The following is a 21699-nucleotide window of genomic DNA, read 5'->3' as shown; positions in this document are numbered from 1 at the left end:
GAGCGCCTGAGTGTGCCTCGTCTTGCTAACTGCCGCTACATGAGGACGCGAGGGTTCGGCGACCTCCGCGCCCACCTCCCCCGCTTCACCGGCGAGAACCGCCAGAAGGACCCCCAGCGCGGCTCCGGCGTGACAGCGCGGCGCGGCAGCGACCTCGGCGCGCCCTCCCGGAGGTCCCCTGCGGCGTCGTCGACGAGATCGAGCTCTCCGTCCAGATTCGACCGCGAGGCGTGATCACTCGGGCATCGTCCGGGAATTCATCGGGGCCGTACGGCAGGCCTCCGCGCAGGCAAGGCTGCACATAGACAACTCACCCCCTCACCGATTCATTCCCCGCATTCTGCATGAAGAAAATCGAGCCCGGCGCGCCGAGGCAGTTGTCCCTGCCCGCTGGGATGCCTTATCGAGGCACATTGGACCGCTGGGGGCCCCTGGAGTCCCGTCCCGCATGAAAATCGTCGACATCCGCGCCACCACCGTCACCGTGCCGCTCGAAGCGCCCCTGCGTCACGCCAACGGCTGTCACTGGGGCCGCTTCGTGCGCACGATCGTCGAGATCGAGGCGGATAACGGGCTGATCGGCCTCGGTGAGATGGGCGGTGGCGGCGAGTCGGCCGAGGCCGTGTTCCGGGCGATGAAGGGCTACCTCGTCGGCCACGATCCGGCCCGCCTCGAGGAGATGCGGTTCAAGATCGCGAACCCGACGGCCTCTCTTTACAACAACCGCACCCAGGTCCTCGCCGCGCTGGAGTTCGCGTGCCTCGACCTGCTCGGACAGGCCTTCGGCGTGCCGGTCCACGATCTCCTCGGCGGCAAGCTGCAGGACGAGGTGCCGTTCGCGTCCTACCTCTTCTTCCGCTACCCGAACGCCGACGGGTCAGGCGAGGTGCGGACGCCGACGCAGCTCGTCGAGCAGGCGAAGGCGCTGAAGAAGACGCACGGGTTCACCTCGCACAAGCTCAAGGGCGGCGTGTTCCACCCGGACTACGAGCTCGAGTGTTACCGCGCGGTCGCCGCCGCCGTGGGCAAGGATCGCGTCCGCTTCGATCCGAACGCCGTCTGGTCGACGGAGCAGGGAATCCGCTTCGGGCAGGCGATCGAGGACCTGAACAACGACTACCTCGAGGACCCCGTCTTCGGCCTGCACGCGATGCGGCGCACCCGCGAGAAGGTGCGGATGCCGCTCGCGACGAACACCGTCGTCGTGGGCTTCGAGCAGCTCGCCGCGAACGTCCTCGACACGGCGGTGGACGTCATCCTGCTCGACACGACGTTCTGGGGCGGCATCCGGCCGTGCGTGAAGGCGGCGGGGATCTGCGAGACGTTCGGCCTCGGCGTCGCCGTCCACTCCTCGGGCGAGCTCGGCGTGCAGCTCGCGACGATGCTGCACCTCGGCGCCGTCATCCCGAACCTCTCGTTCGCCGCCGACGCGCACTACCACCACCTGCGTGACGACGTGATCCAGGGAGGCCCGCTCCTGTACCGGAATGGCCGTATCCGCGTCCCCGCCGGTCCAGGCCTGGGCGTCCGCCTCGATCGCGAGAAGCTCGCTCACTATGCTGAGGAGTACCGCCGGCTGGGCTCTTATCCGTACGACAAGGACCCGCTGCGGCCGGCCTGGTGCGCGACCGTGCCGAACGACCGCTGGGCCGATCCGAAGGACGACCGAATCCCCGAGGTGCCGAGATGACCCTCGCCGAGCGCGTGGCCGCGGCCGTCAACGCCGCGCCCATCATCGATCTTCACACCCACCTCTTCGCGCCCCAGTTCCCCGCGCTGAACCTCTGGGGCGTCGACGAGCTCCTGACGTACCATTACCTCGTCGCCGAGGCCCTGCGCGCCGAGCCGAAGGTCACGCCCGAGGCGTTCTTCGCGCTCGACAAGAAGGCGCAGGCCGATCTCGTGTGGGCGTCGCTCTTCGTCCGCCGATCGCCGCTGTCCGAGGCCACGGCGGGCGCCGCGACGGTGCTCGCCGCGTTCGGGCTCGACCCCGCCGCGCCGGATCTTCGCGAGGCGCGCGCCTTCTTCGCCGCGCGCCGGGTCGAGGATCACCTGGAGGACGTGCTGCGGCTCTCGGGCGTGAGCGCGCTCGCGATGACGAACGATCCGACCGACCCGGCGGAGCGCGCGATCTGGGACGCGGGCGCCACGCCCGATCCTCGGTTTTACACGGCGCTGCGCCTCGATCGGCTCATCCACACCCATGATCTCGCGCCCGAGCTCGAGCGGTGGATCGCCCGCATGCGGCCGCGCTACCTGGCGATCTCGGTCAACGAGGTCTCGGCGCCGCCCCGGGCCGTGCTGGACGCGTGCCGCGACCACGGGCTGCCGTTCGCCATGATGATCGGCGTCCGGCGCGCGGTGAACCCCCGCCTCGGCGTGGCCGGCGACGGGGTGAGCACGGTGGACCTGACCCCGCTCGAGCGGCTCGCCGCGGAGAACCCCGACGTGCGCTTCCTCGTCACGACGCTCGCGCGCGAGAACACGCACCCCCTCTGCGTCGTGGCGCGCAAGTTCGCCAACGTCCTGCCGTTCGGCTGCTGGTGGTTCATGAACAACCCGAGCCTCATCGAGGAGACGACGATGATGCGCCTGGAGATGCTCGGGCCGACCTTCGTGCCGCAGCACTCCGACGCGCGCGTCCTCGATCAGCTGATCTACAAGTGGCGCCACTCGCGGCGGTCGATCGCTTCAGCGCTGACCCGGCGCTACGGGGCGATGCCCGTCCAGCCGACCGACGCGCAGATCGAGCGCGACGCGCGGGCGCTCCTCGGGGGCATCGCGAAGGAATGGCTGGGAGCATGACGAACCGCTTCGACATCTCGGGCCGCACGGCCGTCGTGGTCGGTGGCACCTCCGGTATCGGGCGCGCGATCGCCCTCGGCCTGGCCGAGGCGGGCGCTCACACCGTCGCGACGGGCACCCGCGCGGACCGCGTGCAGGCGGTCGCCGCCGAGATCCGCGAGCGGGGCGTCCGTTCGATCGAGGCGGCGTGCGACGTCAGCGATCGCGCGACGCTCGACGCCCTGCGCGACCGCGTGCTGGAGGCGTTCGGCGGCGTCGACATCCTCGTCAACTGCGCCGGTCGGACCTTCCGGAAGCCCACCGCCGAGGTGGGAGAGGCCGAGTGGAACAGCCTGCTCGACACGAACGTCACCGGCATGCTGCGCGCCTGCCAGGCCTTCCATGGCCCGTTGAAGGACAGCGGCCGGGGCCGCATCGTCAACATCGCCTCGCTGTCGAGCTTCGTCGCGTTCCACGAGGTCGCGGCCTACGGGGCGTCGAAGGCGGCCGTGCTGGCGCTCACGCGGAGCCTCGGCGCCGAGTGGGCGAAGCACGGTATCCGGACGAACGCGCTCGTGCCGGGCGTGTTCGTGACGGACCTCAACCGCGCTCTCCTCAACGGCACAGGGCGCGGGCAGGAGCTGCTCGCTCGCACGCCCCTCGGCCGCTTCGGCGACACGCAGGAGCTGGTCGGAGCGGCCCTCTTCCTCTGCTCTGACGCGGTGAGCTTCATCACCGGCACGAGCATCACAGTCGACGGTGGATTCCTCGCCTCCGGGGTGAACCAATGACCGCAGCGTCTCCCGTGGGCCCGGCGGCCGCCGGCGTCATGTCCCGCGCGCGCTGGACCATCTGCGCGCTCCTCTTCTTCGCGACGACGATCAACTACCTCGATCGGCAGCTGTTCTCCCTGCTGATCCCGTTCTTCGAGAACGAGCTGCGCCTCGGGCCGACGGACCTCGCGCTCATCAACGTGAGCTTCCTGCTCTCCTACGGCTTCGGCATGGTGTTCGTCGGTCGCTGGATCGACCGCGTCGGGCCGCGCAAGGGGCTCAGCGCGACGTTCCTGCTCTGGAACATCGCCTCGGCCGGCCACGCCATCGTCGGCAGCTTCGCCGGCTTCGCCGGCATCCGCTTCCTGCTCGGGGTCGGCGAGGCCGGCAACTTCCCGGCCGCCGTCCGCACCGTGGCCGAGTGGTTCCCCAAGAAGGAGAGGGCGCTCGCGACCGGGCTGTTCAACTGCGGCTCGAACGTCGGCGCCATCCTGGCCCCGCTCCTCGCGGTGCGCATCGCGGAGGCGTACGGATGGCGGACCTGCTTCCTCATCCTGGGCGGCGTCGGCGTCGTGTGGATCTTCTTCTGGACGCGCCTCTACAGGCGGCCCGAGGAGCACCCGAAGGTATCGCCAGAGGAGCTCGCGCACATCCGCTCCGACGCGAAGGAGGCGACAGAGTACCTCGGCGTCGGCGAGGTGTTCGGGATGCGGCCCGTCTACGCGGTCGCGGCGGCGAAGTTCTTCACCGACGCGCCGTGGTGGTTCTACCTCACCTGGCTACCGAAGTTCCTTGTCAGCGAGTTCAACCTGAAGCCGACCTTCATGGCCTACGCCATCCCGGTCGTGTTCCTCGTGGCGGACGGCGGCGCGATCGGCGGCGGCTGGCTGTCCTCCAGGCTCATCGCGAGCGGCCGCTCGGTCGGCACGGCGCGGAAGCTCGCGATGCTCGCGTGTGCGCTCTCCGCGGTGCCCGTCATGTCCGTCGGGCTCCTCGTCGATGTCCCGAGCGTCGCGGGCATCCCCACGATCTACGTCGCTGTCGCGATCCTGTCGCTCGCCGCGGCAGCGCACCAGGGCTGGAGCAGCAATCTCTACACGCTCGTCTCGGACGCCCTCCCGCGCCCCGCGATGGCCACGGTGGTCGGCGTCATGACCGCGTTCGGCGTCGCCGGCGGGGCGCTCTTCCAGATCTTCGTCGCCTGGGCGCTCACGGCCACGGGCTCGTACGCCCTGCCGTTCCTGCTCGCGGGGACGCTGTACCTCGTCGGCCTGCTGGCGCTGCACCTCATCCTGCCGCGCGTCGAGCCGGTGGCGCCGAAGCGGCGCGTGCCGAACGCGGCGATCGTCGCCGGCGGCCTTGTGATGCTCGCCAGCATCGCGGGGCTGCAATTCGCCCTCAACCGTCCTGCGTACACCTCGGTCGACCAGTACCGGGCGACGCGGCCGGCCCAGCTGAAAGCGACGGGCGCGCCGGTGGAGGGCCCCGCCGCCCACGTGGGCTGGATGGACGCGCGCTGGTACCTCTGGCCGACGGCCGCGGGGACCAAGGCGGAGCTCGTCAAGTTCGACCGTGATGGGCGACCCATCGTCGAGGGGAAGGGCGCTGCCGCCAAGGGCTACACAGGCCCGTCCGCCGCGGAGGTCGAGTCGTCCCGCGCGCCAGGAGGCGATCGGTAATCATCGCCATCGGCCCGCCGCGTCGCCTCTCCGCGATGGCGGCGGCCCCTTGAACCCTGCTTGTCCAGAAGCTCGTCCGCCACGCGGCCTGCACCACCGCAAGGTATCCATGTCCTTCACGCTCCGTGATCCTTCCACCTGCCGCTGGGATCTCGTGTCCCTCGGCGAGGTCATGCTGCGCCTCGATCCCGGCGACGGGCGGATCTCCACCGCCCGCAGCTTCCAGGCCTGGGAGGGAGGCGGCGAGTACAACGTCGCCCGCGGCATGCGCCGCTGTTTCCGGCTCAGGTCGGCCATCGTGACCGCCCTCGCGGACAACCCCGTCGGCCGCCTGCTCGAGGATCTGATGCTGCAGGGCGGCGTGGATCTCACGCACGTCCGCTGGGCGACGCACGACGGGGTGGGGCGCCTCGTGCGCAACGGACTGAACTTCACCGAGCGGGGCTTCGGCATCCGCGGGGCGGTCGGCCTCTCGGACCGTGGCCACACGGCCGCGTCTCAGCTGAAGCCCGGCGAGATCGACTGGGATACGATCTTCGGCGCCCAGGGGGCGCGGTGGTTCCACACCGGCGGTATCTTCGCCGCGCTCTCCGAGACAACGCCTGCCGTGGCGAAGGAGGCGATGGAGGCGGCCAGGCGGCACGGCGTCGTCGTCTCCTACGATCTCAACTACCGTCCGTCGCTCTGGAAGTCGATCGGCGGTCAGGCCCGCGCGCAGGAGGTCAATCGAGCGCTCGCGCCGTACGTCGATGTGATGCTGGGCAACGAGGAGGATTTCACGGCGGCCCTGGGCTTCGAGGTCGAGGGCGTCGGCGAGGGGCACGCCAACCTGCGCGTCGGCGCGTTCGAGAGCATGATCGAGCGCGTCATCGGGGTGTTTCCGAACATCCGGGCGGTGGCGACGACGCTCCGTGTCGCGACCTCGGCGACGCGCAACGACTGGAGCGCGGTGCTGTACCAGGGCGGCCAGCTCTACAAGGCGCCCGAGCGCAAGGACCTCGAGATCTTCGATCGCGTGGGCGGCGGCGACTCGTTCGCCTCGGGGCTCATCTACGGCTTCTTGATGGGCATGGGGCCGCAGTGGGCGGTCGATTGCGGCGCGGCGCACGGGGCGCTCGCGATGACGACGCCCGGCGACACGACGATGGCGACCCTCGATGAAGTGCTCAAGGCGATGAAGCTGGGCACGGCCCGGGTGGACCGATGAACAAGCACTCCGTGCTCGAGTGGATCGCGCGCGGGCGCATCGTCCCTGTGGTGCGCGCCGGCTCGGCCGACGAGGCGCTGCAGGCGGTCGAGGCCCTCCTCGAGGGGGGGATCGACGTGCTCGAGATCACGATGACCGTGCCCGGCGCGGTCGAGGTCGTGCGCGAGGTCGCCGCGCGCCACGGCGATCGGGCGCTCGTGGGCGCGGGGACGGTCCTGGACGCTCGCGCCGCCGAGGCGTGCGTCGAGGCCGGGGCGCGCTTCGTTGTCAGCCCCGCGCTGGACGAGGCGACCGTGAGGGCCTGCGTCGCGATGAACGTCGTCCACGCTCCCGGCGCGCTCACGCCCACCGAGGTCGTGGCGGCGCACCGGGCGGGCGGAGATGTCGTGAAGGTGTTCCCCTGCGACGCCCTCGGCGGCGCCTCGTACCTCAGATCGCTCAAGGCGCCTCTGCCCCATATCCCGCTGATGCCCACGGGCGGCGTGACGCTAGAGAACGTGGGCACCTTCTTCGCGGCGGGGGCGGTGGCGGTCGGCGTCGGCAGCAACCTCGTGGATCTCAAGCTCTTGCGCGACGGGCGGCGCGACGAGCTCGTCGCCCGCGCCCGCGCGTTCCGCGACGCGGGCCGCGCATCCTGAGGAAGCGCGCGGGCAGCGCGAACGCCGTTTGACGCCTCGACCCCGGCTGATCCGCCGGGGAGGCGGCTGCGGCGCCCGGGCCGCGATCTGCGCGGTGCGACGTGAAGCTTTGTTGAACTCACCATTGCGGCGTTTGCAGGGGATTCCTGGCGCCATGGATAACCCAGGGGCTTCGAACATGAATGAATCGAAGGTTGCGAACCTAGTCGGTGCGTCGATTTTCTTCGTGGCGGCGGTCGCGCACGCCCAGACTCCCCCGCCGGCGCCGGACGCGGCCGCTCCGCAGGCCGCTACGCCGGCCACGCCGGCGGACGCGCAGGCGCCGGCCACGCCGCCCGCGGACGTGGCGGCTCCGGCGGCTCCGCCGGCGGAGGCCGTCAAGCCGCCCTCCAAGGATCCCGTTCCGGTGACCTCCAAGTGGAAGGCCACGATCTACGGGATGGCGGAGTTCGACATCATGCACGACACCACCGAGAGCTTCGGCGAGTCGGTGGGTGCCACGGTCATCCAGCGCGAGGACACCTACGCCGGCTCGCACGGCCGCACGCACTTCACGGCGCGGAACTCCAGGTTCGGCGTCAGGGTGAACGCGCCCGAGGTGTCCGGGATCAAGACCACGGCCGTGCTGGAGCTCGACTTCTTCGGCAATCAGCCGCCCACCGTCTCCGAGGCCTCGCTGGTGAGCAGCGGCACCTTCCGCTTGCGTCAGGCCCACATCAAGGTCGAGTCGGACTACGTCGACCTGCTGATTGGACAGGGCTATCACCTGTTCGGGTGGCAGCCGTTCTTCTTCCCGGCCACGACGTCCTTCTTCCCGGTGATGAACCAGGTCTTCGGGAGGATGCCGCAGCTGCGCGTCGGCCACAACTTCAAGTCGGACGCCGCCAACGTGGAGATCGCCGCTGCGGTCCTCAAGCCGCCGCAGCGCGACTCCGAGGTGCCGGACATGCAGGCGGGGTTGCGCATCGGCATCAACGGCTGGAAGGGAATCCACACGCTCGGCGCCGGCGGGATGTTGCACGACCCGCTGTCGATCGGCGTCTCGGGCGTGTTCCGCCATCTCAGGGTCAACGAGCACTCCGCGACCCCGCGCGAGCTGCGCTCGGCCAGCGGCTACGGGCTCTCCGTCGATGCGCTGCTCCCGATCATCCCGGCCAAGTCGCTGGAGGAATCCGGCAACGCGCTGACGTTGACCGGCTCGTTCTTCACAGGCACGGGCATCGCGGACGTTGTCGGCGTCGCGAGCAACGTGCCGCACCCGCCGCTCCCCGAGGAGGGAGCCGTCTATACGCCGAACATCGACAACGGCCTCGTCGTGTACGACGCGAACAACAAGCTGAAGACGATCGGCTGGACGGGGTTCATGGTCGGACTCCAGTACTATCTGCCGCCCTCGGGGCGGTTCTCCGTCTCCGGCAACTACACCCAGGGCTCGAACGACCGGGTGACCGAGGAGAACGGCTACGGCGCGCTCCGCACGGCCTACCACGAGTCGCGCTACATCGACGGCAACCTGTTCGCCGACATCACGCCGGCCATCCGCGCGGGCCTCTCGTTCCAGTACTCGGAGCAGACCTTCGCGGACGACGTGACCGCGACCAACGAGCGCATCAAGCTGTCCCTCTACAGCTTCTTCTGAGCGACGGCGGTGGGCGGCCCGGGTCGCGTTCGATCCGCACGCTCCCGCGCGACGCCTTCGCGAGCCAGGTCGCGGAGGCGGTGCTCGCGCTGCTCGACCCCGATAACGTCGCCTCGACGTCGCGCCACCCGCGCATAACGACGCCGGAATGCCATTTGCAACGAATGGCTTGACTTCCGCGACATGGTGGCCGAAGGGGGAGGTGCATGAGTACTGTACATTTTGTGGGCGGCGAGAAAGGTGGCGTTGGCAAGAGCGTGGTCGCTCGATTGCTGGCGCAGCTATTCATTGACCGAGCGCTTCCGTTCGTGGCGCTCGACGCGGATCTGTCGCATGGCGCGCTCCGCCGTTACTATGCGGACTACACGCAGCGCGTGGATCTCGAGCAGCTCGATAGCGCCGATCAGATCCTGGACAGCGCCCTCGGAGGCGATCGCGTGGTCCTCGTCGACCTGCCTGCGCAGAGCCATCGGGCTCTCGAGCGCTGGATCGAGTCGACCGACGTCCTCAACTACGCGCGGGAAATGGGCGTCCAGCTCGTGTCCTGGCACGTCACCGACGGCGGCTTCGATTCGGTGTCCCACCTCGAGCGGGTCCTCGCGGCGCCGGGCGACGCGCTGCAGCATATCGTGGTGAAGAACCAGGGTCGCTCGAGGGATTTCAGCCAGCTCGACGCGTCACCCGCGTACCAACGCCTGCTGGAGCGCGGCGGGCAAACCGTGACATTGCCCGAGCTCGACGCGTCGGTGATGTACAAGATCGACCGTTTCGGTTCGAGCTTCTGGGCCGCCATCAACACGAGCGAGGGGCCGCAGGCGCTGTCCGTCCTGGAGCGTCGCCGCTCCAAGCTCTGGTTGGAACGCGCGCAGGCCGCGCTGGAGGCAGCGGGCAACTGGCGGCCAGCGACGGAGCGCGCCTCTGCCGTGGTCGTGCCGCAACATCTCGAGTCGGCGCAACAGCAGCTCGAATCGACCGCGAGCAACGAACCGGTCGCGACCTGACCAAGGCGCCGGGGCTCGCTCCCGCGCGCGAGATTGCTTCGGATGGCGCGCTCGGGAGCGTACACTCGGCTCCGACCCATCATGGACGCCGCCACAACGACGTACGAGGTCTTCGCCGCTGCGCAGTGGGGCTGCCTGCGCGCGGCCACGCCGCTCACCCTCACCGAGGCCGACCTCGTGGTCTTGCGGGGCCTGAACGATCGGCTCTCGCTCGACGAGGTCGCGACGATTTACTTGCCGCTCTCGAGGCTGCTCAACCTGCACGTGGGCGCGGCGCAGCAGCTCCGCCGCGTGAAGGACACCTTCCTTGTCCGCCCGATCGCGCGGCGGCCTTTCGTGATCGGCATTGCCGGGTCGGTCGCGGTGGGCAAGAGCACGACAGCGCGCGTGCTGCAAGCGCTGCTCGCGCGGTGGCCTGACCACCCGCGGGTGGACCTGGTGACCACCGACGGCTTCCTGTACCCCAACGCGGTGCTCGCCTCGCGCGGCGGCCTGCACCGCAAGGGGTTTCCCGAGAGCTACGATCTCGGGCGGCTGGTGAAGTTCCTCGCCGACCTCGAGGCGGGCGTCGAAGCGATCGACGTGCCGGTCTACTCGCACGCCACCTACGACGTGATCGCCGGGAAGGTGCAGACCGTGAGGCAGCCCGACGTCGTGATCCTCGAGGGCCTGAACGTGCTGCAGGGCCCCGATCGCGCCGCGGCGATCGCCGTCAGCGACTTCTTCGACATCGGGATCTATGTCCACGCGGACGAGGCCGACATCGAGCGATGGTACATCGAGCGCTTCCTGGCGCTGCGCGCCACGGCGTTTCGAGACCCCTCCTCGTATTTCCACCGTTATGCGGCGATGGGGGACGACGAGGCGTGCGCCTTCGCGTCGCACATCTGGCGCACGATCAACGGTCCCAACCTCACCGAGAACATCCTGCCGACGCGGGCACGCGCCGACGTCGTGCTGGAGAAGGGGCCCGACCACGCCGTGCGCGCCGTGTGGCTCCGCCGGCTCTGATGTGGAGGCTCACGGCCGGCGAAGAGCGTCTGTCGAGCCCAGGTCCACGCGCTTTCCGTCGGTGGCGTCCTGACACCGCTGTCGACGACGACGGCCGTGAACTGTTGTATGCTGCTGTCATGGACTGGAAAGAGAGCTGTCGCTCCCGCCTCCGCGAGCACGTCGACGAGCACGGCGACATCGCTCCTCCATGGGAGCGCTTCCCCGACTACGAGCGCTACACGATCGGCTGGCGAATGGGCTCCGGTGAAGACTGGTTGGGGATGTGGGGCGTCTTCCTCGAACAGCTCGCGCCGGACCGCGAGACACGCATCGCCTACCTGCGACGCCACCCTCCCGCGCCGATCACCTGGGCAGAGGCCGTTCACAAGGTCTTGCACCCGAAGGATGAACGGGCAGATGACGAGGACGGCGACGAGGAGGACGGCGACGAGGAGGACCCGATCGCGGCGGCCTCGCGTCGATCGGCGCTCCTGGAGCAGGGGCTCATCGCGGTCGACGTCTCCTTCACCATCTGGCTCGGCCAGCAGGACGGCGTGCGTTGGCCGTGGGAATCGTACGAGACGCCCGAGAAGGCGGCCCGCTACAACACGCGCGAGCTCTGGTTCTGGTCGCGCCAGGTCGCAGAGCTCCGGGAAGGCGGCGGGTGGACGCCTCCCGCCGTACCGGAGGGGTGGCGAGCGTGCGCGACCGCGCTCGCGAGCGGCGACGCAGGTCCGATCGCGCCTCGCGACGGGCTCCTTTCGCTGGCTCGACTGCTCTGCGCCGGGGACGTCAAGGCGCCCTGGCAGCTCGGCCTGGAGCTCGCCGACTTCGCCGATTCATTTGACGACGACATGGGTTATGTCGACGCGTTTCGCTTGTGGGGAATGTCCGCCTTCGACGACGTCCACCAGCTGCGTCGCTACCTTGAGGCCACCCGAGTGCCGCCGGGCTGGGAGGCCTGGATCGCGGAACATTTCCCGCTGGACTGAGCAGCGGACCCGGTCGGGTCGACTCGACCTGGGTCAGCCGACCTGACAGATCCCCTCGTCGCGTCGCAATTTCAGCGGAAAATTGAGGAGAGAGGCGGGAGACAGGGAGACTGGTATCCTCCGCCCATGCTCACCTTACCGCCGGGGCCGCGAAGCCAGTTAGGGAGCCTGATCGGCTATCTCCGGGATCCGATCGGCTGCATGGTGCCACTCGCGCGAAAGTACGGCGATCCCTTCTCGTTTCCTGGCAAACCCCCGATGGTGTGCACCGGGGATCCCGCGGGCATCAAGGCCATCTACACGGCGGAACCCGACTCGTTCGCCCCTCTGTCGAAGGACATGGCGGTGTTCCTCGGCCGCGCCTCGCTTCTCCTGATCGACGGCGCCGAGCACCGCCGGCTGCGCAAGCTCATGATGCCGCCGTTCCATGGCGCGCGCATGCGTGCCTATGGCGAGGCGATAGGCCAGCTGGCCGAGCGGCACACTGCGGGTTGGAGGCCGGACCAGCAGGTCATGGCGTACGAGGTCGCGCAGCAGATCTCGCTCGACGTCATTCTGCAGGCCGTCTTCGGCGTGAGCGAGCCGGCGCGCAAGGCATCGCTCGCCGGTCTGCTGCTGGAGCTCATCAACGGGTTGTCTCCTCTCCTCGTGCTCCTCCCGTCGTTGCGGCGCGAGCTCGGTGGGGTCGGCCCCTTCGCGGCGTTCCTGCGGCGGCAGCGCCTCCTGCACGAGCAGCTCCGCGCGCTCATCGCGGCGGCGCGCGCGGCCGGGCCACGCGAGGACATCCTGAGCCTGCTGGTCGAGGCGCGCGACGAGGATGGCCAGCCCATGACCGACGAGGAGGTCATGGATCAGCTGATCTTGCTGGTGATCGCCGGGCACGAGACAACGGCCATCACGATCGCGTGGGCCCTCTATGCGTTGCACCGGCCCGAGAACGCCGCCGCTCTCGAGCGGCTTCGCGCCGAGCTGTGGGCGCTCGGACCCGGCCCGGAGGCAGAGACGCTCGACAAGCAGCCGTACCTCGAGGCCGTATGCCACGAGACGCTGCGGCGCTTTCCGCTTGCGCCGGCGCCGAGCCCGCGCAGGCTGCTGCGTCCGCTGGAGCTGATGGGTTACACATTGCCAGCTGGCGTGGGTGTGAGCGTGGCCATCGGCGTCGCGCACTTCCGCGAGGACCTCTACCCGGAGCCACTGCGCTTCCGTCCCGAGCGTTTTCTCGAGCGCAAGTTCACGCCCTTCGAGTTCATTCCGTTTGGCGGCGGGGCGAGGCGCTGTCTTGGCGCAGCGCTGGCCGGCTACGAGATGCGGCTGGTGCTGGGCACGATCCTGCGGCGCTTCCGGCTGCGGCTCGCGTCGCTGCGGCCCGACACAGGGAAGGTGCGCGCGGCCAACGTCGGGCCGGCGCACGGTGTGCGGATGATCGTCGAGGAGCGGCTGGCGTAGGTCCGCGGAGTGGGCCGGGGGGTCGGCCAACCTGGGTCGGCTCGGCCCCAACCTGGGTCGGCGGCTCGGCCCCAACCTGGGTCGGCGGCTCGGCCCCAACCTGGGTCGGGTCGGCCAACCTGCGGCTCGGCCCCAACCTGGGTCGGCGGCTCGGGGTCGGCGGCTCGGCCCCAACCTGGGTCGGGTCGGCTCAATCTGGGTCGGGCTGGGCAACCTGGGTCGGGTCGGCTCAGGTCGGCTCAACCTGGGTCGGCGGCTCGGGGTCGGCGGCTTGGCCCCAACCTGGGTCGGCGGGCTCGGCCCCAACCTGGGTCTCGGGTCGGGGTCGGGTCGGCTCAACCTGGTCGGGTCGGCCAGGGCGGGTCGGCCAACCCGGGTCGGGTCGGCCAACCTGGGTCGGATCGGCGGCCGGCGGCGTGGCCGAGCGGGCCAACAACTTGGCCGTTCGGGCAAAGGCCGGCGCCGGCCGCGGCGCGTAGCTTCCCGGCATGCTGCTCGCCGCTCATCGCACCTCGCGCTTCCCTCAGACCCGCGCCCTCGTGGCCGCTGCCCTGCTGGTCGGGCTCGTGGCCGCCGGCGGCTCGCTCGCAGTCCACGCCGCTGCGCATCCTGGCACGCACGCTGACCGGAACGTCGCCGGAGACGCGCCGCCCGGCAGCCCGCTTGGCGACCTATCGAGATCCCTCGGCGACCTGGCGCCCGTGGTCGGCGTCGTCGAGGAGCGGCTCGCGGCAGGCAGTTACACCTACCTCGCCGTGCGGCCGGACGGCGGCAGCCCGATATGGGCCGTGACCCTCGGCGGCGGACAGCCGGTGGGCGCGCGCGTCTCGGTCAGGAGCTTCGGCCGGCGCACGGAGTTCGTGTCTCGCCGCCTGCAGCGCACCTTCCCCGTTCTCGTCTTCGGCGTGGTCTCGCCCGTGCGCGCGGACGAGCGCTGATTCGCACCCGACAACATCCCCCTTTTTCCTGTCATGAGGTCCATCATGTCTCGAATTGACTTTTCCCTCTCCCGCGTCGCGCTTGTCCCGCTCCTCGTCGCGGCCGCCGCCTTCGTCCCGGCGTGCGGCGCGGACGACGGGACACCGAGCGACACGGGCGGCGGCTCGGGCACGCAGACCGCCGCCTCCGAGTTCACGTGCACTGATGACGATCTGCAGAGCCCGCCGTTCGGCGGACCCGGGTTCGCCGACGGCGCGCTCACGGGCGCCGCGCAGGACTCCTATGTTGCCTCGTCGACCCTGCTCTGGATGAAGCCCGACGCGGCGGCGCAGCAGAGGTTCGGCGAGCTGATGGGGCCCATCCTCGCCCAGCTGCCCGCGCAGGAAGGGCTGATCGGCTTCACGCTCGGAACGTCGGCGAAGTGCGGCTATGCGAGGACCATCACGGTGTGGAAGGACGAAGAGGCGATGGGGAAGTTCGTGATGTCGGACGCCCACCTCTCGGCGATGAGCGCGGCGAGCGCGATCAGCGTCCACGGCGTCGTGACCCAGTGGACCGTCGGCGCGGGTGATCTCCCGATGTCGTGGGAAGCGGCGAGAGCGAAGGTCGCCGCCGCCGAGATATCGTACTGAGGCCGGGCGCGCCGGACGGTTGCGGCCCGAGGCCCCGGACCAGGCGGGCCATCGCCCCGGCGGTCAGCCGTCGTCCGCCGCGCGGTCCACGCCCGCTGCGGCGCGGCGCTCCGGGGCGCCGCGCGCCTCCTCACGGAACCGGCCGGGCGTCCTCCCGGACCAGCGCTTGAAGGCCCGCGCGAAGGCCGTCACCTCCGAGAACCCCAGCAGAAAGGCGATCTCCGACATCGACGTGTCGCTCTCGCGGAGCAGCTCCTCGGCGGTCTGACGGCGCACGTCGCCGACGATCTGCCGCAACGTCGTCCCCTCGTCCTCGAGGTGCCGCCGCAGCGTGCGCTCGCTCGTCCCGAGCCGCCGCGCGATGGTGGTCGCCGACGGCTCGCCCGAGGCGAGGAGGTGCGCGATGACGTCACGCACCCGATCGGACTTGGGCGACGCGTCGGCGACGCGACGGCGGCGGAGCTCCTCCGCGTGCTGGTGGAAGAAGGCGCTCAGGGCCGGGTTCGCGTCGCGAGGCACGAGGTCCAGCAACGACGGTGGGAAGGCAAAGCCATCGCGGGGCGCGTCGAACTCGACAGGGCAGCGGAAGAAGTCGCGGTGCGCGGCGAGATCGCGCGGCGCGGGGTGGCGGAAGCTGACCCGGAGCGGCGAGAACTCGACGCCTGCGCACTGGCGGAAGCAACGGATGTACACCGCCAGGCTGTGCTCGGTCGCGACGCGCGCGCCCAGCGTGAAGCGGGGCGAGCGGTGCATCTCCGCGAACGGAGCGTCCCGGTCCGTCGTGGTATCGGCCACCCAGCGCGGTGTATCCTGCAGGAGCACCATGTAGCGGTCGACACGGTCGAGCGACTCACGGGCGCTCGCGCTCGTCATGACCGCGAAGCCCATGACGTGCATCTCCTCCATGCGCGTCCGCGCGGCCAGGCGGATGGGCGCCCCGGGATCGTCGAGCGCGCGTACCATGTGCGCCCACAGGGCGTCGAACGACGTCACCGGTATGCGGCTGTCCGCGTCGGTCAGCGACTCGGCGGAGACGCCGGCGACCTCGAGAAGATCGCCGTGACGGAGGCCGCGAGAGGCGGCATACGAGATCAGCCGGCCGACGATGGCCATGGACACCGTGGGCCGCGACGGGGAAGACGGCATGCCCGAGCGAGTCTATCATCCGCCGTGGACCGCGAGACGAGCGGGGTGAGCTGGGTGAGCGCAGCGCTCGCCGAGCGCCCGTGATAGGGCACGACGGCGACGGGCTCGATGACCGCGCCAGGTTGTCGTTATGGCCATGAAGCAATGAATTCATGGCGACAATATGTCGTAAACACGTTTCGAGCCCGCGCTCCGCCGTGAAACGGCGCGCTTCGAGCGATCAACAGAGGACATCGTCGCGTGGCACCGATGTTGCTCAACACATCCGGTGTTGCTCGACATCCACGAGCATTCGATGGAGGTGTATCGACGATGACGTTCAGGTCCGAGCGCGTCGCTGCAGCGATTGACCGGCCGGGCCAGGGCGGCGAAGCGCCCCGGCCGCCCACCTCGCAGCCTGCTCCGGCGCGGCATCGGATCCCGGTGGCGTCGGCGCTCCGGCGCTGCCTTGGCAAGGGGTACGGCCTCGGGGATCTCCAGGCCGACCTCCTGGCAGGCACCGTCGTCGGCGTCGTGGCGCTCCCTCTCTCCATGGCCCTCGCCATCGCGGTGGGGGCTCCTCCTCAGCACGGGCTCTACACGGCGATCGTGGCGGGCGTGCTGGTTGCGCTGCTGGGCGGCTGCAAGTTCCAGGTCACCGGCCCGACGGCGGCCTTCGTGGTGATCCTCGCGCCCATCGTGGCGGAGCACGGGCTGTCCGGGCTGATGACGGCGGGGCTCCTGGCCGGCGTGCTGCTCGTGATCATGGGGCTCATGCGGCTCGGCCGGCTCATCGAATACATCCCGTATCCGGTGACCACGGGCTTCACCGCCGGGATCGCCACCGTGATCGCGACGCTCCAGGTGAAGGACGTCCTGGGCCTCCAGGCCGGGCCGCTCCCGGAGCACTACACCGCCAAGGTGGCGGCCTTGTGGGCGGCGCGCGGGACGGCCGATCTCTTCGAGCTCGCCGTCGCCGCCTCGACGCTCGCCCTGCTCCTGCTCGTCCCCCGCGTCATCAAGAAGGTGCCGGCGCCCCTCGTCGCCATCACCGTCGTGTCGCTCGCCGCGGTGGCCGTCGACGCGGCTTACCCCGCGTTCTCCGTGGCGACGATCGGCAGCCGCTTTCGCGTCACCGTCGGCGGCGTGGAGATCGCCGGGATCCCGTCGATCCTCCCGACGCCCTCGCTGCCGTGGGGCGATGGGCTCTCGCTCGAGCTCGTGAGGGAGCTGCTCCCCGCCGCCTTCGCGATCGCCATGCTCGGCGCCATCGAATCGCTGCTGTCGGCGGTCATCGCCGACGGCATGACAGGGACCAAGCACGATCCGGACTCGGAGCTCATCGGCCTCGGTATCGGGAACATCGTTGCGCCGATCTTCGGCGGCATCGCGGCGACCGGAGCGCTCGCGCGGACGGCCACGAACATCCGGGCTGGCGCGCGCTCCCCGATCGCGTCCGCGACCCACGCCGCGGTCGTCCTCCTGTCGATCCTCGTCTTCGCCCCGCTCGTGGCCTACGTCCCCATGGCGTCGCTGGCGGCGCTGCTGCTGCTCGTCGCGTGGAATATGTCCGAGCTCCACCATTTCATCCGTCTCGTGAGGCTCGCGCCGAGGAGCGATGTGTTCGTGCTCCTGACCTGTTATGGGCTCACCGTCATCCTGGACATGGTGATCGCGGTGTCGGCCGGCGTGATCCTCGCCGCCATCCTCTTCATGCGCCGGATGGCCGAGCTGACAGGGAGCCGGACGGTGCTGGACGCCTCCGGCGGATCGGGCGAAGTCGAGCTCCCGAGGCGGGTCGCCCTCTACGAGATCAACGGCCCGCTGTTCTTCGGCGCCGCCCAGAAGGCGATGGCGGCGCTGCACGCCATCCGCGGGGACAGCTACGAGGTGATGATCCTCGACCTCGGCAAGGTGCCGTTCATCGACAGCACGGGGTTCGTCGCCCTCGAGAACGCGCTCGACGGGCTCGCGCGGCGCCAGAAGGCGGTGATCCTCGCCGGTCCGCTGCCCAGGCCGCGCGAGATCTTCGACAAGGCGCGCCTGCCGGAGCGGTCCCAGCGCGTGTACGTCGCGGAGGATCGGGCGGCGGCGCTCCGCCTCGCCGGCGAGCTGGTGAACGGCTGAGCGCTCGCCGCCGGCAGGTCCGCGGTACCGCTCCTCTCTCGCCGGACACCTCCGCGGCCTCTGCGCGCGCCGCGCGGCTCGCTCTCGCTACTTCAGCGTGTCGCTCAGCCGGGCCGCCTGCGTCGCCAGGTAGTTCTGCTCCGGGATGCTCGTCGTGCGGCTGGCCGCACGCCTGTAGTGCGCGATCGCCGCCTCGCGATCGCCGGCCCGCTCCAGCAGGTGCGCGCGGGCGGCGTCGAGTCGGTGATTTCCCGAGAGGCGCGCGTCGGCGTCGAGCGCGTCCAGCAGATCGAGCCCCGCCCGAGGGCCGTGCACCATGGCGGCCGCGATCGCGTGGCTGAGCGCCACCATCGGGTTGTCGGACATCCGCATCAGCAGGCCGTACAGCGCCAGGATCTGCGGCCAGTCCGTGTCCTCGGCCCGCGCTGCCTCGTCGTGCACGGCCGCGATCGCCGCTTGCAGCTGGTAGGCGCCGATCGAGCCCCTGGACAGCGCCGCCGTTACGAGCGCGACGCCCTCGGCGATCGCGCGCTGATCCCACAGGCCCCGATCCTGCTCCGCGAGCGGGATCAGCTCGCCCAGAGGCCCGGTCCGCGCCGCGCGCCGCGCGTCGGTCAGGAGCATGAGCGCGAGGAGGCCCGCGACCTCGCCGTCGTCCGGGAGGAGCGCGTGCACGGCGCGCGTCAGGCGGATCGCCTCGCCCGACAGATCGTCGCGGTGCAGCGCGGGGCCGGAGCTCGAGGTGTAACCCTCGTTGAAGATCAAATAGAGCACGTGCAGGACGGCGCCGAGGCGCTCCGCGCGCGCCTCGGGCGTCGGCCGCTCGAACGGCACGCCGGACGCCTTGATGCTCTGCTTCGCCCGGCTGATCCGCTGCGCCATGGTCGCCTCCGGGACCAGGAACGCCCTTGCGATCTCGGCCGTCGTCAGGCCGCCCACGGCGCGCAGGGTCAGCGCGATCGCGGAGGGCGTGGAGAGCGCGGGGTGGCAGCACATGAACAGCAAGGTGAGCGTGTCGTCCTCGAGCGCCGCCTCGTCGCTGTCGGCGGCGAGGGCGATCTGCAGCTCGGGCGGCACGAGGCTGACCACGATCGCCTCGCGGCGGCGGCGTGCCGCCTCGCTCCGGACGTGATCGGCGATGCGCCGCGACGCCACGTGGATCAGCCAGGCGCGCGGCTCGTCGGGCACGCCCTCGCGCGGCCACTGCGTGGCCGCCGCGATCAGCGCCTCCTGGACCGCGTCCTCGGCGGCGCCGAAATCTCGGAATCGCCGCATGACGGCGCCGAGCACCTGCGGCGCGAGATCACGCAGCAGGCGCTCGGCCGTGGCGCCCTGGGACGGAGAGGTCACTGGAGATCGCTGGGCGGCGCGCTCATCACCTCGCGCACCTCGATCCCCATGTTGAGCGGCGCGCCGCCGGGGCCGGGCGCGGCGGACGCCTGCGCGGCGATCTCGTACGCGCGCTCGGGGCTCTCGACGTCCACGATCCAGTACCCGGCGAGGAACTCCTTGGTCTCCGGGAACACCCCGTCGGTGATCGGCGTGCCGTCCTTGCCGGCGCGCACGAGCTTGGCCTGGTCGGGCCCCGCCAGGCCCTCGGCCGCCACGAGCTCGCCCGACGCGCTGAGCTTCCTGTGGAAGCTCTTCATGAACGCGATGTGCGCCTGGAAGTCCTTCTGCTGCCAGTTGGCGACCTGGTACGGCCCCCCGCACGGGGTGTTCATCATCAGGATGTACTTCATGATCGGCTCCTTCTCTTCGCTGTCGCCCCGGGATCGGGCGCGCGTTCGTGGGGTTGTCGGAGCCGAGGGCGGGACCTCGACATCCCGGGCGACGATAGCGAAGAAATTCGAACCCCGACACGAGGGACGGCCGCGTGTGGGTGCAGGTGCGTCTGCGGCGCCCCCAGGAAGTGTGCAGGTAGGTCGTCGCGAGCGTGTGTCCTCCGTGGTGTGATGTGCTCCGTGGTCGCAGGTCGTCGGTAGAGGAGGGGGAATGTGCGCCGTGTTCGCAGGCCGCCGATCGCAGGTCGGCCCATCACGGGCGGATTCCGTGAATGACGTCCGGCGCGCCCCCACGCGACCTCTCTGCTGACGAAGCGCTCGGGCGTGGTGATTCCGTGGGTCGCCGGCCCTCGTGATCGGTGAGGCGCGCGCCGGCGGACCGCCCTTCGAGTCGACTCCTTGGCTCAGGCGCGGGACATGCACCCTCGCGCTCCGATTCTCACGGATGCATGAACCTGGAGGAGCGTCGATGGAGAAGCGTGTTCCGCAAGGGAAACTTGGACGCCGGCAATTCGCCGGCGGCGCGATGGCCACCGCGGGTGCCTCGCTGCTCGCAACACCGAGCCTCGCGCTGCCCGACAAGAGCTACGCGGTCTGCGAGTCGATCGGGCCCCTCGCCCTCCCGGCAGGGGCCGCCTATACGCCCGGCATCTCCGTGGACCAGCGCTCGAGGAAGCCGGTCTTCCTGCCTGGGCCGGGCGCCGGCTATGCAGCGCACGCCGTCTCGGAGGTCCTCTTCTGGACGGACCAGCTGATGGAACATGCGTTGTTCATCACGCTGCTCATGCCCGGAGATCACCTCCGCGGGCCCCGGGACGAGGCGCGGCAGTACCAGAACCTCTTCGCCAGGCACTTCCTTGCGGCGCGCGACCGGGGGTATGGCGACTATGGGATCTCCTCGCTCCTCGCCTCGACGAGGTCGAGCGTCCAGCGCTTCATCGAGTACAAGCGCCGCATGCAGCGCGCGCAGGAGAGCGGCTCGCTCCGGAGCCTCGTCTGGCCGCTCTTCTTCGACCACATCGCGCGGGAGGCCGAGCGCTTCGTCACCCGGCTCGATCGGCTCGCGTACGGCGACATCTCGCTCCAGAGCGACGAGGTCTCGGCGTTCTGGACGACGATCATGGCGGATCACCTCGAGTTCATCGCGCACCTGCTCGACCCGCAGGAGCGCGCGCTCATCGACCAGGCGACGGCGCGCGCCGGGCAGCTGTACCAGGCGCACGCGTTCCGCGTCGACAGCGGGCAGCTCGCGACGATGGCCGACGAGGTCATCGACTTCAAGACGGCCGCGGAGCAGGGCATCGAGACGGGGCAGATCAAGAGCATCATCGATCCCGCGCTCGCCGATCACGTGCTCCGCGAGGCGGTGAGGTTCTCCGACGAGGTCAGGCGCGCCCAGTGACGCCCAGGGCGCCGCGCGGCGGGGGCGGGCCTGGCCCCTGCTCCTGCGCGCCGCGCGATGCCTGTACAGCGGCCGCTCGCCGGGATACTCCTGGTCGCGGGTCGAGCGGAGCTCTCCGCCGAGCCCGCGGCGCAGAGGCCGTGTCGGAGGGATGCCATGGATCTGACGGTGGTCGACGAGGGCGGTGTGCAGTTCGTGGAAGGTCCGCCGGACCACCGGATCATGGAGAGCGTCCGCGACGTCGACCGCGTGATCGAGGCCTGTTTCTCGGGCGGCGTGCGGTGTGCGCTCCTCCACCCGGCGAACCTGACGGCGGCCTTCTTCGACCTCAGCTCAGGGGAGGCCGGGGAGATCCTGCAGAAGCTAAGAAACTACTGGATCCGGCTCGCGGTGGTGTGCCCTCCGGGGGCCGCTGAATTCAGCAGCCGGTTCGGGGAGGTGGTGGCCGAGGAGCGCCGCGGCCAGCATTTCGGCGTGTTCGAGGCGCGTGACGCCGCGATCGCGTGGCTCGGCCAGACGTAGCCGTGGCGGCCTGGCC

The 21699-nt window shown here is 70.4% G+C and carries 21 protein-coding genes; 17 read left to right on the top strand and 4 right to left on the bottom strand.

The genetic code is table 11. The features are described 5' to 3' along the window. Positions 1-39 precede the first annotated feature (39 nt). From WMF45_RS29035 to WMF45_RS29000, 8 genes are all read left to right on the top strand, one after another. Positions 40-234: a hypothetical protein gene (locus WMF45_RS29035; protein WP_437707956.1), complete on the top strand. Its 195-nt coding sequence runs from the start codon at positions 40-42 to the stop codon at positions 232-234. A gap of 214 nt (positions 235-448) precedes the next feature. Continuing rightward, positions 449-1690, top strand: coding sequence for an enolase C-terminal domain-like protein (locus WMF45_RS29030; RefSeq protein WP_437707955.1), 1242 nt, complete (start codon positions 449-451; stop codon positions 1688-1690). After that, the gene (locus WMF45_RS29025; protein ID WP_437707954.1) at positions 1687-2805 is read left to right on the top strand and encodes a hypothetical protein; all 1119 of its coding nucleotides are present in this window, start codon (positions 1687-1689) and stop codon (positions 2803-2805) included. Before WMF45_RS29030 ends, WMF45_RS29025 begins: the two co-directional genes overlap by 4 nt. Beyond that, positions 2802-3575, top strand: coding sequence for an SDR family NAD(P)-dependent oxidoreductase (locus WMF45_RS29020; RefSeq protein ID WP_437707952.1), 774 nt, complete (start codon positions 2802-2804; stop codon positions 3573-3575). The genes WMF45_RS29025 and WMF45_RS29020 overlap by 4 nt, the downstream gene beginning before the upstream one ends. After that, on the top strand, positions 3572-5236 hold the full coding sequence (locus tag WMF45_RS29015) for an MFS transporter (RefSeq protein ID WP_437707950.1): 1665 nt from the start codon (positions 3572-3574) through the stop codon (positions 5234-5236). The genes WMF45_RS29020 and WMF45_RS29015 overlap by 4 nt, the downstream gene beginning before the upstream one ends. A 109-nt stretch (positions 5237-5345) precedes the next feature. Next, entirely contained in the window at positions 5346-6443 is a 1098-nt protein-coding gene (locus WMF45_RS29010) for a PfkB family carbohydrate kinase (protein ID WP_437707948.1), read from the top strand. Beyond that, on the top strand, positions 6440-7081 hold the full coding sequence (locus tag WMF45_RS29005; protein ID WP_437707946.1) for a bifunctional 4-hydroxy-2-oxoglutarate aldolase/2-dehydro-3-deoxy-phosphogluconate aldolase: 642 nt from the start codon (positions 6440-6442) through the stop codon (positions 7079-7081). Before WMF45_RS29010 ends, WMF45_RS29005 begins: the two co-directional genes overlap by 4 nt. Positions 7082-7259: 178 nt before the next feature. Then, positions 7260-8720, top strand: coding sequence for a hypothetical protein (locus WMF45_RS29000; protein WP_437707944.1), 1461 nt, complete (start codon positions 7260-7262; stop codon positions 8718-8720). A 281-nt stretch (positions 8721-9001) separates the two neighbouring features. On the opposite strand, the gene WMF45_RS28995 is transcribed toward WMF45_RS29000, so the two are convergent. Further along, a complete protein-coding gene (locus tag WMF45_RS28995) occupies positions 9002-9190 on the bottom strand; it encodes a hypothetical protein (protein ID WP_437707943.1) in 189 nt (62 codons plus the stop codon). On the opposite strand from WMF45_RS28995, the gene WMF45_RS28990 reads away from it, so the two are divergent. The 6 genes from WMF45_RS28990 to WMF45_RS28965 all read left to right on the top strand — a co-directional run bounded on the left by WMF45_RS28990 (position 9158) and on the right by WMF45_RS28965 (position 14723). Further along, the gene (locus WMF45_RS28990; RefSeq protein WP_437707941.1) at positions 9158-9721 is read left to right on the top strand and encodes a hypothetical protein; all 564 of its coding nucleotides are present in this window, start codon (positions 9158-9160) and stop codon (positions 9719-9721) included. The genes WMF45_RS28995 and WMF45_RS28990 overlap by 33 nt on opposite strands. 81 nt (positions 9722-9802) lie before the next feature. Beyond that, positions 9803-10732, top strand: a complete 930-nt coding sequence (coaA, locus tag WMF45_RS28985; RefSeq protein ID WP_437707939.1) for a type I pantothenate kinase — start codon at positions 9803-9805, stop codon at positions 10730-10732. Positions 10733-10851: 119 nt separating this feature from the next. Continuing rightward, positions 10852-11706 carry a hypothetical protein gene (locus tag WMF45_RS28980; RefSeq protein ID WP_437707937.1) on the top strand — a complete coding sequence of 285 codons (855 nt, stop codon included), beginning with the start codon at positions 10852-10854 and terminating at the stop codon, positions 11704-11706. Positions 11707-11832: 126 nt separating this feature from the next. Then, a complete protein-coding gene (locus WMF45_RS28975; RefSeq protein WP_437707935.1) occupies positions 11833-13152 on the top strand; it encodes a cytochrome P450 in 1320 nt (439 codons plus the stop codon). A gap of 488 nt (positions 13153-13640) precedes the next feature. Next, complete coding sequence (locus WMF45_RS28970) at positions 13641-14090, top strand: hypothetical protein (RefSeq protein ID WP_437707933.1); 450 nt, start codon at positions 13641-13643, stop codon at positions 14088-14090. A 45-nt stretch (positions 14091-14135) separates the two neighbouring features. Beyond that, positions 14136-14723, top strand: a complete 588-nt coding sequence (locus WMF45_RS28965) for a hypothetical protein (RefSeq protein ID WP_437707931.1) — start codon at positions 14136-14138, stop codon at positions 14721-14723. A 63-nt stretch (positions 14724-14786) separates the two neighbouring features. Here WMF45_RS28965 and WMF45_RS28960 read toward each other — a convergent pair whose 3' ends face one another. Continuing rightward, entirely contained in the window at positions 14787-15869 is a 1083-nt protein-coding gene (locus WMF45_RS28960) for an AraC family transcriptional regulator (protein WP_437707929.1), read from the bottom strand. 312 nt (positions 15870-16181) lie between these two features. Between WMF45_RS28960 and dauA the strand changes: the two genes are divergently transcribed. Then, positions 16182-17975, top strand: coding sequence for a C4-dicarboxylic acid transporter DauA (gene dauA / locus WMF45_RS28955; RefSeq protein ID WP_437707927.1), 1794 nt, complete (start codon positions 16182-16184; stop codon positions 17973-17975). Positions 17976-18062: 87 nt separating this feature from the next. Here the strand turns inward: dauA and WMF45_RS28950 are convergent, their stop codons facing one another. Further along, entirely contained in the window at positions 18063-19325 is a 1263-nt protein-coding gene (locus WMF45_RS28950; RefSeq protein WP_437707925.1) for an RNA polymerase sigma factor, read from the bottom strand. Continuing rightward, positions 19322-19717 carry a YciI family protein gene (locus tag WMF45_RS28945; RefSeq protein ID WP_437707923.1) on the bottom strand — a complete coding sequence of 132 codons (396 nt, stop codon included), beginning with the start codon at positions 19715-19717 and terminating at the stop codon, positions 19322-19324. The genes WMF45_RS28950 and WMF45_RS28945 overlap by 4 nt, the downstream gene beginning before the upstream one ends. 511 nt (positions 19718-20228) lie before the next feature. On the opposite strand from WMF45_RS28945, the gene WMF45_RS28940 reads away from it, so the two are divergent. Together WMF45_RS28940 and WMF45_RS28935 are read left to right on the top strand one after the other, a co-directional pair. Further along, positions 20229-21161, top strand: coding sequence for a DUF2935 domain-containing protein (locus tag WMF45_RS28940; RefSeq protein WP_437707922.1), 933 nt, complete (start codon positions 20229-20231; stop codon positions 21159-21161). Positions 21162-21317: 156 nt separating this feature from the next. Beyond that, positions 21318-21683 (top strand): DUF4180 domain-containing protein, encoded by a 366-nt coding sequence (locus WMF45_RS28935; protein WP_437707921.1) that lies wholly within the window; start codon positions 21318-21320, stop codon positions 21681-21683. Positions 21684-21699: the final 16 nt, after the last annotated feature.

Origin of the sequence: Sorangium sp. So ce448 (genome assembly GCF_051520915.1) — a bacterium.
GTDB lineage: Bacteria > Myxococcota_A > Polyangia > Polyangiales > Polyangiaceae > Sorangium > Sorangium cellulosum_B.
The sequence above is the reverse complement of the archived record's forward strand: the minus strand, read 5'-3'. Positions and strand labels throughout refer to the sequence as shown.